The following is a 15416-nucleotide window of genomic DNA, read 5'->3' on the forward strand; positions in this document are numbered from 1 at the left end:
TCCCGCCGGCGGGACAGTGTCCCGGGGCGGCGGGCGCCCCGGGGGCGCCGCGGGTCATCCGGTTCCGCCGGCGGCGATCGAGGACACGATGTGCCCGGCGATCCGCCGTGGCGACGGATGGCGTAGTACCAGATTGGCCTTCAGCCTGAGTCCGGTCGAGGCTTTCAGGCGCTTGCTCAGCTCCACGGACAGCAGGGAGTCGAAACCGATCTCCCTGAACTCCTGGTCCGGGTCGACGGGGGTGCCCGGCGGATGGCCGAGAACCAGTGCGACGTTGTCGAGGACGTGGGCAAGGGCCAGTTCGCCCGCGTCCGCCTCGGGCAGCAGGGAGATCCGCTCCGCCAGCGGAACGTCCGGCTCCGCGGCCGGGGCCCCGGCCTCCCCGGGTGTCTGCGCCACCGGGACGGTCCGCACGGAGTCCAGCCAGTACCGGTGCCGTTGGAAGGCGTACGTGGGCAGGTCGACACGGGTGCGGGTCCCGAACAGGGCGGTCCAGTCGACGGCTCCGCCGCAGGAGTGGAGCCGGGCGAGAGAACCGAGCGCGGTCTCCGCCTCCGGGCGGTCGCGGCGGCCCGACGCCAGCACCAGCGCGTCCTCGTGGTCCTCGACGGTCTCCTCGATGTCAGCGGTCAGCACGGGGTGCGGGCTCATCTCGACGAAGACCCGGAACCCGTCCTCGGCCAGGCGGCGTACGGCTTTCTCGAAGACGACCTTCTCACGGAGGTTCTCGTACCAGTAGTTCTCGTCGAGCCGCGCCGTGTCGACGACTTCGCCGTACAGGGTCGAGTAGAACGGCAGTTCCGAGGACTTCGGGCGGATGCCGCGCAGGGCGTCGAGGACCGGCTCACGCACCCGTGTCACGTGGTGGGAGTGCGAGGCGTAGTCCACCGGGATACGGCGGGCCCGGGACCCGTCGGCCTTCATCTTCTCGACGAACTCGTCGAGGGCGTCCGGCTCGCCGGACACCACGACCGACCGGGGCCCGTTGACCACGGCGACACCCACCCGGCCGCCCCACGCGACGAGGGCCTGCGCCACCACGTCGGCGGACTCCGCGACCGAGGCCATCCCGCCGTACCCGACGAGTCCGGTCAGGGCCTTGCTGCGCAGCGCGACGACCTTGGCGGCGTCCCGCAGTGACAACGCACCGCTCACGTACGCGGCGGCGATCTCACCCTGGCTGTGCCCGATCACCGCGGAAGGCTCCACCCCCCAGGACCGCCACAGGGCGGCGATGGACACCATCACCGAGAACAGGGCCGGCTGGACGACGTCCACCCTGTCCAGCCCGGGCGCGTCCCCGGCACCGCGCACGACGTCGGTCACGTCCCAGTCGACCCACTCGGACAGGGCGGCCGCACATGCGTCGAGGCTCCGGGCGAAGACGGGGAAGGCCTCGTACAGCTCCCGGCCCATGCCGACCCACTGCGACCCCTGGCCGGGGAAGACGAAGACGACACCCCCGAGCCTTCCCACGGCGCCACGCACCACCGCGGGGGACTCCGCGCCGCGGCCGAGCGCGTCCAGGCCGCCGAGCAGCGCGTCGCGGTCACCACCGAGCACCACCGCACGATGCTCGAAGTGCGAACGGCCCGACGCCAGCGACCATCCGACGGCGGCGGGGTCCGCGTCGGCGGCCACGGCGTCCCGCAGCCGGACGGCCTGCGCCGCCAACGCCGCCGGGGTCCTGCCGGAGAGCAGCCACGGCACGGGCGCGCCGGACCCGGTCGCGGGGGCGGTGTCCACGAGGGGCTCCTGCGGAGGAGCCTCCTCAAGGATCACGTGCGCGTTCGTGCCGCTGACCCCGAACGAGGACAGGCCCGCCCGCCGTGGTCCCTGCTCCCGGGTCCAGTCCCGTCCCCGCGACAGGATCTCGACGGCGCCGGAGGACCAGTCCACGTGTTTCGACGGCGTGTCCGCGTGCAGGGTCCGCGGCAGGTACCGATGGCGCATGGCCATGACGGTCTTGATGACCCCGGCGACGCCCGCGGCGGCCTGGGCGTGGCCCATGTTCGACTTCAGCGAGCCCAGCCACAGCGGCCGGTCCGCGGGCCGGTCCCTGCCGTAGGTGGCCAGCAGGGCGCCCGCCTCGATGGGGTCGCCGAGGCCGGTCCCGGTGCCGTGCGCCTCGACCATGTCCACGTCGTGGGGCGCGACTCCCGCGTTGGCCAGGGCCTTGAGGATCACCTTCTCCTGGGCGCGGCCGTTGGGAGCGGTCAGGCCGTTGCTCGCGCCGTCCTGGTTGACGGCCGAACCGCGGACGAGGGCGAGGACCGGGTGGCCGTTGCGGCGGGCGTCGGAGAGCCGCTCCAGGAGCAGCACGCCCACGCCCTCGGCCCAGCCGGTGCCGTCGGCACCGTCGGCGAAGGCCTTGCACCGGCCGTCGGCCGACAGCGCGCCCTGCCGGGCGAACTCCACGAAGGCGGCGGGCGTCGACATGACCAGCGCCCCGCCGGCCAGTGCCAGAGAACACTCCCCCGCGCGCAGGGCCTGCACGGCGAGGTGCAGGGAGACCAGGGAGGAGGAGCAGGCGGTGTCCACGGACACCGCGGGACCCGTCAGCCCGAGTTCGTACGCGACCCTGCCGGAGGCGACGCTGAGAGAGCTGCCGTACAGGAGGTAGCCCTCCAGGTCCTTCAGGCCCGACTCCAGGAACCGCCAGCCGTACTCGGTCGAGCTGATCCCGGCGAAGACGCCGACCTCGGACCCGCGGACCTCGGCCGGGACGATCCCGGCCCGTTCGAATGCCTCCCAGGACGTCTCCAGAAGCAGGCGCTGCTGAGGATCGGTGGCCAGGGCCTCGCGCGGACTGATGCCGAAGAACTCGGCGTCGAAGCCGGCCGGGTCGTCGAGGAACCCGCCGTGGCGTACGTACGTGCTGCCGGTGGCGTCGGGGTCCGGGTCGTACACGTCGCGCCACCCGCGGTCGGCGGGGAACTCGCCGACGACGTCACGGCCGTCGCGGACGACGTCCCACAGGTCCTCGGGCGAGGACACGCCTCCCGGGTAGCGGCAGGCCATGGACACCACGGCGATCGGCTCGCCGCGGCCGGCCCTGAGGGCCTCGTTCTCCTGGCGGAGGCGGTCCCGTTCCTCCAGCAGCGTGCGCAGCGCCCGGTGGACCCGGTCCGCTCCCTCAGCCGTCCGGTCTGCCGAGTTGGTCATGTCGCTTGCCTCTTCTCATCCAGAGCCAGGTCGAGCAGCGCGTCGATGCCCAGGTCCGACAGCTGTTCCGCGCCGCTGTCGGTGTCCGCCACGGCGCCTGTGACCGTCATGTCCGTCTCACCGCCGGTCCGGGCCGCGGCGGCGCACGCCAGAATCTGATCCAGCAGGCCGGCGTCGCGCAGGCTGTCGAGCGCGACGGTCCGCAGCACCTCCCTGATCTCGCCGTCGGTGTCCGGGACCGCGCTCGCGGTGTCGGCCGCGGGTTGTGCCGGGCGCAGCAGTCCAGTGAGGTGCGCGCCCAGTTCACGCGGTGTCGGGTAGCTGAAGACGAGCGTGGAGGCCAGGCGCAGTCCGGTGGCCGCGGACAGGCGGTTGCACAGCTCGACCGCGGTCAGCGAGTCGAAGCCGAGCTGGGTGAAGGGCTGGTCGGTGTCGACGCCCGCACCGGACGGGTGGCCGAGCACTACCGCGGCCTGCTCGCGCAGCCACTCCACCACGGCTTTCTCCGCCTCGTGCGGTGGCAGGGCGTCCAGCCCGGCGGGGCCCGCGTGGCCGGCCGTCCCCGTCCGGTCACGGCGGGGCCGGCCGCGGCCGGCGAGTTCACGCAGCAGCGGAGGCACGTCGTCGGCGGGCCTGGCGCGCAGAGCGGCGAGGTCCAGCCGGGCGGGGATGAGGACCGGCTTGCCGGACACCCGCGCCGCGTCGAACAGGGCCAGTGCCTCGGTGGCCGGCATGGGGCCGACGCCTGTGCGCCGCAGCCGGGACAGGTGGGTTTCGTCCAGGCCGCCGGCCATGCCGCCGGCCTCCTCCCACCAGCCCCAGCAGAGTGAGGAACCGGGCAGGCCCTCGGCCCTGCGCCGGTCCGCCAGGGCGTCCAGGAAGGCGTTGGCCGCGGCGTAGTTCGCCTGCCCGGCGGTGCCGAGTGTGCCGGCGAGGGCGGAGAACTGGACGAAGGCCGACAGGGGGCGGTCCCGGGTGAGTTCGTGCAGGTGGAGCGCGCCGGCGGCCTTCGCGGCCAGGACACGGTCCAGGTCCTTCGGTGTCAGCGATTCGACGGTGCCGTCCGCGAGTGCGCCGGCCGCGTGCACGACCGCCGTCAGAGGGTGGGCCGGAGGTGTCCGGGCGAGCAGGTCGGCCACCGCGGCGCGGCTCGCGACGTCGCAGGCCACGACGCGGACGGTCGCACCGGCCCGTTCCAGCTCCGCGACCAGCTCGTCGGCCCCGTCGGCCGCCGGGCCCCGGCGGCTCGCGAGCAGCAGGCTGCGTACGCCGTGTTCGGCGACGAGGTGGCGGGCGACGACAGAGCCCACCGCGCCGGTCCCGCCGGTGACCAGCACGGTGCCGCCGCCGAGGCCTCCGCCTACGTCGAAGACGAGTTTGCCGGTGTGCCGGCCCTGGCTCATCTCCCGGAAGGTGTCGCGCGCGTCATGGATGTCCCGTACGGACAACGGATTCAGCCGCACGTGGCCGTCGGCGAAGAGCCGCATGACCTCGCGGAACATCGCGCCGATCGCGTCGGGGCCCGCCTCGTAGAGATCGAAGGCCCGGTAGGCGACCCCGGGGTGGCCGGCCTCGACCTGCCGGGCATCACGGATGTCGGTCTTGCCCATCTCGATGAAGTGGCCGCCTCCGGGCAGCAGTTCCAGCGACGCGTCGACGAACTTGTGGGCGAGGGAGTTGAGTACGACGTCCACGCCGCGGCCGCCGGTGGCGTCCAGGAACTTCTCCACGAAGGCCAGGTCGCGGGAGGACGACAGGTGGGCGTCGTCCAGGCCCAGGGCGTGCAGGGCGGGCCACTTGTGCGGTCCGGCGGTGCCGTAGACCTCGGCGCCCGCGTAAGCGGCCAGCTGCACGGCCGCCATGCCGACGCCGCCCGCCGCGGCGTGCACGAGGATCCTCTGCCCCTTCTCGAGCTTCATCACGTGGAAGAGCGCGTAGTAGGCGGTGAGGAAGGTGCTCGGCATCGACGCCGCTTCGGCGAAGGTCCAGCCGTCGGGGACGTGGGTGAGCAGCCGGTGGTCGGCGACCGCCGTGCGGGCGAAGGCGCCGGTGAAGATGCCGGTCACCCGGTCACCCGGTGCGAGGCCCGTGACGTCGTCGGCGACCTCGAGGACGGTGCCGGCTCCCTCGCTGCCGAGGCCGTCGTCGATGGCGGTCCGGTCGACGAGTCCGAGGGCGATGGTGACGTCGCGGAAGTTGAGTCCGGCGGCCTGCACGGCGATGCGGACCTGTCCGCTCTCCAGTGGCGCGTCCACCTCGGGGCAGGGGATCCAGGCCAGGTTCTCCAGGGTGCCCTTGTGCGGGATGCCGAGCCGGTGGGCGCCGGGGGCCGGCGGCTCGAGCCGTCGGTCCGCGGGCGTGGCCGGGACCATCCGGGGGACCAGGAACGAGCCTTCTCGCAGGGCCAGTTGGTCCTCACCGAGGCCGAGGGCGTCACCGAGGGCGGCCCAGGACGCCTCGTCCTCGTCGATGTCGACGAGGCGGAGCCTGCCGGGGTGCTCGTTCTGGGCGGACCGGACCAGGCCCCAGACGGTGGAACCGGACAGGCTCCGCTCGCTGTCGCCGGGACCGGTGGTCTGGGCGAGTCGGGTGAGCACGACCAGGGTGGCGTCGGCCAGCCGCTCGGTGGCCAGGAACCGCTGGACGGTCGCCAGTACGTGCTTGCCCGCCCCGGCGACCGCGGCGATCGGGTCGGTGGTGTCGGTGGTGTCGGTGGTGTCGGTGGTGTCGGTGGTGTCGGTGGGAATGTCGTCGAGGCACAGGACGAGATGTCCACGCACCGCGGCCTCGGCGGCCTCGTCGAGGCAGGCGTGGCGCTCGACGGAGGTGCCGCCGGCCGCGGCGAGCCGCCCGCCCGCGCCCTCCTCGGTGCCGAGCACCGCGAACCGGGCGCGGCCGGCGGGCTGCGGGTCCTTCCGGACCTGCCGCCACGCGAGCTCGTACAGCGGCAGGCCCCGGCCGCCGCGGACCTGCTCGGCGGTGACCGGCCGGAAGGTCAGCCTGCCGATCCGGGCGACGGTGCCGCCCTGCTCGTCGGCGACGGTCACGGAGACGGCGCCCTCGCCCGCGGGGGTGAGGCGGACCCGCACGGTCGGGCCGCAGGGCCGGATCAGGCGCACCCCGGACCACGAGAAGGGCATCCAGCCCCGCTCGCCGGTCACTTCGATGATCCCGCCGGCCACCACCGCGTGGAGCGCGGTGTCGAGCAGCGCGGGGTGCAGGCCGAAGCCCTGGCCGGCCGCGGCGGTTTCCTCCGGCAGTGTGGCGAGGGCGAAGAGCTCGTCCCCGTCGCGCCACACCTCGCGCAGCCCGCGGAAGCCGGGGCCGTAGTCGAAGCCCCCGTCCGCCAGGGAGTCGTAGAAGCCGTCGAGGTCCAGCTGCCCGGCGCCGGCCGGCGGCCAGAGGGCGAGCGGACGCTCCGTGGGGGCGGCGTCGTCCACCCGCGGGGCCTCGGCGGCCAGGGTGCCCGAGGCGTGCCGGGTCCAGCCGCCCTCGGCCGGGCCGTCCGCGGCGGGGCGCGAGTAGACGTCCAGCGGACGCCGCCCGCTCCCGTCGGCGGCGCCGGCGACGATACGTATCTGCACCTCGCCCTGCTCGGGCAGGACCAGGGGCACTTCGAGGGAGAGCTCCTCGACCGCGGCGGCGCCGACGCGGCCGGCGGCCGACAGGGCCAGGTCGAGGTGGGCGGTGGCGGGTACGACGGCCGCGCCGAACACGGTGTGGTCGGCCAGCCATCCGTGGGTGCGCAGGGACCACAGGCCGGTGAGGACCGTCTCGCCGGTGCCGGGGTGCTCGACCGCGGCGCCCAGCAGGGGATGTCCGGCGGTGGCCAGACCCGCGGAGGCCACGTCCGGGGAGCCCGCGCCGGCGAGGAGGTCCAGCCAGTAGCGCTGCCGCTGGAAGGCGTACGTGGGCAGGTCGACCCGTCGGCGGGTACCGAACAGGGCCGGCCAGTCCACGGCGGCGCCGTGCACGTGCAGTTCGGCCAGGGCGGCGGTCAGCGCGTCAGCCGGTCCGCGGCCGCGCCGCGAGGTGGACACGACCAGCGCGCCGGTGACGCCCTGGGCGGCGAAGGACTCCTTGACGATGCTCGTGAGGGCGGTGCCCGGCCCCACTTCGAGGAAGGTTCCGGCGCCGGCGGCGCGGGCGCTCTCGACGGCCGCGTGGAAGCGGACGGGCTCGCGGACGTGGTCCACCCAGTGGCCGGGCGACGCCAGTTCCTCGAGCGTCGCCTCACGGCCCAGCCTGGTCGAGACGACCGGGATGTCCGTCCTTCCCTTACGCAGTCCGCGGACGGCCTCCGCGAACTCGTCGAGGACCGGCTCCATGAGCGGGGAGTGGAAGGCGTGGTCCACCGCGAGGAGCTTCGCCGGCCTGTGGTCGGCGACGAGCCGGTCGCGGATCTCGTGGACCTGTTCGCGCAGGCCCGACAGGACCACCGACTCGGAGCCGTTGACCGCGGCGATGCCGACCCGGTCGTACGGGGCGGCCAGTTCGGCCGCCTCGGCCTCGGTGAGGCGTACCGCGAGCATGGCGCCTCGTTCGCGCACCGTCTGCATGAGGCGGCCCCGGGCTGCGACGAGCCGGGTCGCGTCGTCGAGGTCGAGGACCCCTGACACGTGGGCGGCGGCGATCTCGCCGACGGAGTGGCCGATCAGGTGGTCCGGCCGCGGGCAGTACCGCACGACGAGCCGGTAGAGGGCGACCTGCAGGGCGAACAGTGCCGGCTGCGCGATGTCGGTGCGCTCGGGGTCGGCGGGCCCGCCCGCCAGGAGCAGCGGTCGGAGGGCGAAGGGGAGGTGGGCGTCGAAGCGCGCGCAGATCTCGTCGAGGGCGCGTGCGAAGACGGGGAACGCCTCGTACAGGGGGCCCGCGACGCCTGCCCACGGGGAACCCTGTCCGGGGAAGAGGAAGGCGGTGCGGCCGTGTTCCCCCGCGGCGCCGCGGACGGCCGCGGGCGACTCCGTGCCCTCGCTCAGCGCGTCCAGCGCGGCGAGCAGGGTCTCCCGGTCGTGTCCCAGGGCGACCGCGCGGTGGTCGAGGTGGGCCCGTCCGGTGGCCAGCGACCAGCCGGTGTCGGCGGGGTCCGGGGCCCCGCCGGCGGCTGCGAACGCGTGCAGCCTCCCGGCCTGGGCGCGCAGTGCCTCGGCCGTGCGGGCCGAGATGGTCCAGGGGACCGGTATGCCGGAGGTGCCGGCCGTGCCGCTCCCGGGTTCCTGTCCGGAGGTCTCGGCCGGTCCGGTCCCGCCGCTGTCGCGGACTTCGGGTTCCGGGGCGGGGGCCTCCTCCAGGATCACGTGCGCGTTGGTGCCACTGGCTCCGAAGGAGGAGACGCCGGCACGGCGGGGCCGACCGGGGCCGGCGGTCCAGTCGCGGGCCTCGGTGAGGAGTTCCACCGCTCCGGCCGACCAGTCCACGTGTGTGGAGGGCCGGTCCACGTGCAGGGTCCGGGGCAGCACGCCGTGCCGCATCGCCATGATCATCTTGATGATCCCGCCGACTCCGGCGGCGGCCTGGGTGTGCCCGATGTTCGACTTCAGCGAGCCCAGCCACAGCGGGCTGTCCGGTTCCCGGTCCTGCCCGTACGTGGCGAGCAGTGCCTGTGCCTCGATGGGGTCGCCCAGCGTGGTGCCGGTGCCGTGCGCCTCGACGACGTCCACGTCGCCCGCCCGGACCCGGGCGTCGGCCAGCGCCGCCCGGATCACTCGCTGCTGCGCCGGGCCGCTGGGGGCGGTCAGGCCGTTGGAGGCGCCGTCCTGGTTGATCGCGGAGCCGCGGATCACCGCCCAGACCTGGCGGCCGTTGCGCCGCGCGTCCGAGAGCCGCTCCAGGACCAGGACGCCCGCACCCTCGGAGAAGCCGGTGCCGTCCGCGGCGTCGGCGAAGGCCTTGCAGCGGCCGTCCGCCGACAGGCCCCGCAGCCGGGACATCTCCCGCAGCACCTGGTGCGTGGCCATGACGGTGACGCCGCCGGCGAGGGCCAGCCCTGTTTCGCCCCGGCGCAGCGACTGCACCGCCTGGTGGACGGCGACCAGGGAGGAGGAGCACGCGGTGTCGATGGAGACCGCCGGGCCCTCCAGGCCCAGGGCGTACGCCACCCGGCCCGAGGCCACGCTCAGGAGGGAGCCGGTCTGCGCGTACCCCGATATGGCTTCGGGGGTGAAGTGATGGTTCCCGTAACCGAAGTAGGCGATGCCCGCGAACACGCCGGTGTCGCTTCCGTGCAGGGTGTGCGGGTCGATGGCGGCCCGCTCCAGGGCTTCCCAGGAGGTCTCCAGGAGCAGACGCTGCTGCGGGTCGGCGGAGAGCGCCTCGCGGGGGCTGATCCCGAAGAACTCGGCGTCGAAGTCGCCGGCGTCGTGCAGGAAACCGCCCGAGCGGGTGTAGCAGGTGCCCGGCCGGTCCGGGTCGGGGTCGTAGAGGGCTTCGAGGTCCCAGTAGCGGTCCGCGGGGAGGTCCGACACGGCGTCGGTGCCCGTCCGCACGAGGTCCCACAGGTCCTCCGCGGACGCCGCCCCGCCCGGGAACCGGCAGGCGACGCCCACCACGGCGATCGGCTCGGTGGCGGCGTCCGTCAGCTCCTTCAGCCGCTTGCGCGTCTCCAGCAGTTCGATCGAGGTCCGCTTGAGGTACTGGAGGACCTCGGCATTGTCGTCGTTCGTCATCGCGTTCCCCTAGCCGAGCTCTTTGTCCAGGAGCGAGAGGAGTTCTCCCGCCGAGGCCGAACTGATCCGGTCGACGACTCCGGCCGGCGCCCCGGCGCCCGCCATCGAGCGGACGCGGCCCTGCAACTCGCCGAGCAGAGCGGACACGGTGTCCTTGTCGTCGTCCGCGAGTTCGCGGAAGGCGTCCTCGAGAAGTGCGCCCAGGCCCTCGATCTCCTTGGTGAGGTGGGCGGCCGGGGACGGCGGCGGGGCATCGGCGGTCACCGAGACGCGCTCCCTGAGGAACCGCGCGAGGGCGTTCGGGTTCGGGTGGTCGAACACGAGCGTCGCGGGCAGTTTCAGGCCGGTCGCCGTCGCGAGTTTGTTGCGCAGTTCCAGTGCGGTGAGCGAGTCGATCCCGAGTTTCCTGAAGGCCGTGGCCGGGCCGATCCCCGTGATGTCGGGGTGGCCGAGAACGAGTGCGGTCCGGGTGCGGACGGCGTCGAGCAGCACCGCCTCCGCGGCGGCCGGCGGCAGCGCGGCCACCTGTTCCGTGAGGCTGCCGTCCGCGGTCTGCGCGCCGCCGGCAGCGGCCTGGCCCGTCAGGCCGCGCAGCAGCGGCGATCCCATGGCGCCGTCGGCCCCGGGCGCGGCCGGGGCCGACAGGTTCAGGCGGGTGGGCACCAGGACGGGGTCCGGCGCCGAGACGGCCACGTCGAAGAGCGCCAGTCCTTCCCTCGACGACAGGGGCAGTACGCCCTGTCGCCGCAGGCGGACGACGTCGGCGTCGGCCAGGCCGGCGCTCATCTCGCTGCGCTCCTCCCAGAAGCCCCAGCACAGGGCGAGGGCGGGCAGACCGCTGGCGTGCCGGTGCCGGGCGAGGCCGTCGAGGAAGGCGTTGGCCGCCGCGTAGTTGGCCTGTCCGGCCGTGCCGAGCACGCCGGCGACGGACGAGAAGAGCACGAACGCGGACAGGTCCAGGTCCCGGGTCAGCTCGTGCAGGTGCCAGGCGCCGTGCGCCTTGGGTGCGAGCACGGAGTCCAACCGGTCCTCGGTGAGGGCCTCGACGACCCCGTCGTCGAGGAGTGCCGCGCAGTGGACCACGGCGGTCAGCGGGTGCTCGGAGGGGACGGAGGCGAGCAGTGCGGCGACCGCGGCGCGGTCGCCGACGTCACAGGCCGCGATCTCGACGCGGGCTCCCGCTCCGGTGAGCTCCTCGTGCAGGGCCTCGGCGGCCGGCGCCGCCGGACCGCGCCTGCTGGCGAGGAGCAGGCTGCGGACCCCGTGGTGCGCCACCAGGTGCCGGGCGAGCATCGCCCCGAGGCCGGTGGTGCCGCCCGTGATCAGAACCGTTCCGGTGCCGAGTGCCGGTGTGCCGGTGGCCGTGCCGAGGCCGGCGCGGGTCAGTCGCGGGGTGGCGGCGAGCCCGGCGCGGATGCGGATCTGGGCTTCGCCGGTGGCGGCGGCCGCGGGGACGAGTGCGCGGGAGGCGTCCTCTCCGTCGGTGTCCACGAGGACGAAGCGGCCCGGGTTCTCGGTCTGGGCGGTGCGTACGAAACCCCAGACGGCCGCTGCCGCGGGGTCGGTGTGGTCCGACTGCCCGTCGGGACAGGCGTCCCGCGTCACGATCACCAGGCGGGAGCCGGCGAACCGGTCGTCGGCGAGCCATTCCCGGGTCCAGCGCAGTACGCGGTGGAGGCCGCGTCCGGCGGCGGCCAGGGTGTCCGGGGCCGTTCCGTCCGCGCCGCGCGCCTCGGCCGTGTCCGTACCTGTGCCCGTGTCCGCGGCGTCGAGTACGGCGACGACGAGGGCGGGTGCCTCCGCGCCGGAGGCGGCGAGTTCGGCGGGGCCGGCGGGCCCGCCGGGTGCTCCGACGACGGCGTGGGGGCGGTCGTCCCCTGCCGTCGGCGCCGCGAGAGGGACCCACTCGGTCCGGAACAGCGAGTCCTGGTGGTCGAAGCCCAACTCGGCCAGTTCCGCGGCGTCCGCGGGCCGCAGGCTCAGCGAGTCGATCACGCCCACGGGCTCTCCCGTGCGGTCGGCGAGGGTCACGGACACCGTGTCCTGTCCGGCGGGCGAGAGGCGCACCCGCAGCGCGGACGGTGTGGACCGGCCCAGACGCAGGCCGGTGAAGCGGTGCGGCAGCCGGCCCTCGGCCGGGAGCATGGCGGCCGGGAGCAGCGCGGCCTGGATCAGCGCCGGGTGGGTCCGGAAGCCGCCGTCGGCGCGTTCGGACCCGGGCAGCTCCACCTCCGCGAACAGGGTGCCGTCACGGTGCCAGAGCCTTGTGAGGCCGCGGAGCAGGGGGCCGTGGGCGAATCCGAGGCCGGCGAGTGCGGCGTACCCCTCGTCGACGGGGACGGCGGTCGCGCCCGCGGGGGGCCAGATCCGGAGGTCCTGGTCCGTGGGGGCCGTTGCGCCGGTGGCGGCGGTGCCGGCGGCGTTGCGGGTCCACCGCGTCTCGCCGTCGCCGCGCGAGTGCACGGTGATCCTCCGCTCGGCGTCGACGACGACCCGGATCTCGCGGTCGGCCGTCCGGGAGAGGACCAGCGGGGTCTCCAGGGTGAGTTCGCCGACGAGCTCGCAGCCCGCTCTTCCTGCGGCCCAGGCGGCGAGTTCGGCCAGGACCGCGGCCGGCACGAGGACGGCGCCGTGGACCACGTGATCGGCGAGCCAGGGGTGGCGCTCCGGCGAGAGGCGTCCGCCGGCCACGATCCCTCCGCCGTCCTCGGGCAGCTCGATCACCGTGTCGAGCAGCGGGTGGTCGCAGGTGCTGCGAGCAGTGGACTCGCCCGGGGTGTCGAGCCAGTAGCGCCGGCGCTGGAAGGCGTACGTGGGCAGGTCGGTCCGGGGGCCGTCGTAGTGGGGCAGGGCCGCCTGCCAGGAAACCGGCAGGCCCGCGACGAAGGCCTCGGCCGCGGACAGGTAGAGGCGGTCGAGCCCGCCCTCGTCGCGGCGCAGCGTCCCCAGGGCGAACCCGGTGGCGCCGGGAACGGTGTCGTACAGCTCCTGGATGCTCATGGTCAGCAGGGGGTGCGGGCCGACCTCGATGACGGCGGCGTGGGGCTCGGCCTCCGCGATGCGCCGCATGGCGGTGGCGAACCGGACCGGTTCGCGCAGGTTGCGGAACCAGTAGCCGGTGTCGAGTTCCGCGGGGTCGACCGGCGTGCCGGTGACCGTGGAGTAGATCGCCACGGGCGTGGGCGCGGGGGTGATCGTGCCCAGTTCCTCTTTGAGGCGGTCCTCGAACCGGTCCATCAGGGCGGAGTGCGCGGGGATGCTGGACTTGATCATCCGGGCGCGGGTGCCTTCGGCCTCGCAGGACGCGACGAGCGCCTCGACCGCGTCGGTCTCGCCGGAGACGGTCGTGGAGCCGGGGCCGTTGACGGCGGCGATGCCGACCCGGCCGTCCCACCGCGTGAGCAACTCCCGTACGCGTTCCTCGGGCAGCAGGATCGCGGCCATGCCGCCCTGGCCGGCGACGGTGAGCAGCAGCCGGGACCGGACGGCGACGATCTTGGCGGCGTCCTCCAGGGTGAGTGCGCCCGCGATGCAGGCGGCGGCGATCTCGCCCTGGGAGTGGCCGATGACCACGTCGGGGGTGACGCCGAGGGCGCGCCAGGCCTCGGCCAGCGACACCATGACGGCGAACAGCGCGGGCTGGACGACGTCGATGTCCTCCAGGTCGGCGGCACCGGGGCCGCCGCAGACGGTCTCGATCAGCGGCCAGGACAGCCAGGGCTCCAGGGCCCGGGCGCAGTCGCGCAGCCGCTCGGCGAAGGCCGGGGAGGTCTCGTAGAGTTCACGGCCCATCGCGGTCCACTGACCGCCCTGTCCGGGGAGGACGAAGACGGTCCGGTCCACCGGGCGGGCGGTTCCCGAGACGGTGGCGGGGGCGTTCTCGTCGCCGGAGCCCGCGGCGGCGAGGCCGGCGAGGAGGGTGTCGCGGTCGGTACCGACGACGACCCGGCGGTGGTCGAAGAGCGACCGGGTGGCCACGAGCGCGTGTCCGATGCCCGCGGTCGGCAGGTCCGTGTCGGCGGCGACGGCGTCCGCCAGCCGACGGGCCTGTTCGCGCAGGGCCTCGGCGGACCGGGCCGACAGGATCCAGGGCACGACGGGGGGCGCCGCCGTGACGAGGGGGTGGGCGGTACGGTCCTGCGGTCCGGTTGGGGCGGCAGCCTCGACGCCGGCTGCCGGTACCTGCTCCAGGATCACGTGCGCGTTGGTGCCGCTGATACCGAAGGAGGAGACGCCGGCGCGGCGGGGCCGCCCGGGGCCGGTGGGCCAGTCGCGGGTCTCGGTGAGGAGTTCCACCTCTCCGGCCGACCAGTCCACGTGCTCCGAGGGGCGGTCCACATGGAGGGTCCGGGGCAGCACGCCGTGTCGCATCGCCATGATCATCTTGATGATCCCGCCGACTCCGGCGGCGGCCTGGGTGTGCCCGATGTTCGACTTCAGCGAGCCCAGCCACAGCGGGCTGTCCGCGTCGCGGCCCCGGCCGTACGTGGCGAGCAGGGCCTCGGCCTCCAGGGGGTCTCCCAGCCGGGTCCCGGTGCCGTGGGCCTCCACCGCGTCCACGGCGCCGGCGGCGAGCCCCGCGTCGGCCAGGGCGGCGCGGATGACCCGTTGCTGGGCGAGCCCGTTGGGGGCGGTCAGGCCGTTGGAGGCGCCGTCCTGGTTGATCGCGGAGCCGCGGATCACCGCCCAGACGTGGCGGCCGTTGCGCCGCGCGTCCGAGAGCCGCTCCAGGACCAGGACGCCCGCACCCTCGGAGAAGCCGGTGCCGTCCGCGGCGTCGGCGAAGGCCTTGCAGCGGCCGTCCGCCGACAGGCCCCGCTGCCGGGCGAGTTCCACGAACGTGCCCGGGGTGGGCATGGCCGTCACACCGCCGGCCAGGGCGAGCCCGCACTCGCCGGAGCGCAGGGACCGCACGGCCTGGTGGACGGCGACCAGGGAGGAGGAGCACGCGGTGTCGATGGAGACCGCCGGGCCCTCCAGGCCCAGGGTGTACGCCACCCGGCCCGAGGCCACGCTGTTGTACAGGCCGGTCATGGCGAAGCCCTCGACCTCGCCGGCCGCCCCGCCGCCCATCCGCGGGCCGTAGTCGGTGGCGTAGAGCCCGGTGAAGACGCCGGTGGCCGACCCCTTCAGGCCGGCCGGGTCGATGCCCGCCCGCTCCAGTGCCTCCCAGGAGGTCTCCAGCATCAGCCGCTGCTGCGGGTCCATGGCCAGGGCCTCGCGCGGGCTGATGCCGAAGAACGGCGCGTCGAACTCCGCGAGGCCGGGCAGGAATCCGCCCGAGCGCGTGTACGTCCTGCCGTGTGCCTCGGGATCGGGGTCGTAGAGGGCCTCCAGGTCCCAGCCCCGGTCCTGCGGGAACCCGCCCATGGCGTCGACGCCACGGGAGACGATTCCCCAGAGGTCCTCGGGTGACGTCACCCCGCCCGGGTAGCGACACCCCACACCGACTACCGCGACGGGCTCGCGGGCGGCGTCCTCCAGCTCGCGCACACGCTCACGCAGCTCCTGCGCATCGCCGACGGCGCGTCGCAAGTAGGACCGGAGCTTGTCGACATCGTCCACCAGTGCCTCCCCTCAAACGGT

The 15416-nt window shown here is 74.6% G+C and carries 2 protein-coding genes and 1 pseudogene; all 3 read right to left on the reverse strand.

All coding sequences use genetic code 11. The features are described 5' to 3' along the window. Positions 1 to 54: 54 nt before the first annotated feature. Entirely contained in the window at positions 55 to 3165 is a 3111-nt protein-coding gene (locus tag ACIRJR_RS33305) for a type I polyketide synthase (protein WP_403787754.1), read from the reverse strand. After that, entirely contained in the window at positions 3162 to 9830 is a 6669-nt protein-coding gene (locus ACIRJR_RS33310) for a type I polyketide synthase (protein WP_403787757.1), read from the reverse strand. Before ACIRJR_RS33310 ends, ACIRJR_RS33305 begins: the two co-directional genes overlap by 4 nt. A gap of 9 nt (positions 9831 to 9839) precedes the next feature. Beyond that, a pseudogene (locus ACIRJR_RS33315) lies at positions 9840 to 15380 on the reverse strand (SDR family NAD(P)-dependent oxidoreductase); the annotation flags it as partial. Positions 15381 to 15416: the final 36 nt, after the last annotated feature.

The organism is Streptomyces sp. NPDC102402, assembly GCF_044765765.1.
Taxonomy (GTDB): Bacteria; Actinomycetota; Actinomycetes; order Streptomycetales; family Streptomycetaceae; genus Streptomyces.

Coding starts and splice junctions, on each gene's coding strand:
- ACIRJR_RS33305 (WP_403787754.1), bottom strand. CDS start 3,165: ATGACCAACTCGGCAGACCGGACGGCTGAGGGAGCGGACCGGGTCCAC.
- ACIRJR_RS33310 (WP_403787757.1), bottom strand. CDS start 9,830: ATGACGAACGACGACAATGCCGAGGTCCTCCAGTACCTCAAGCGGACC.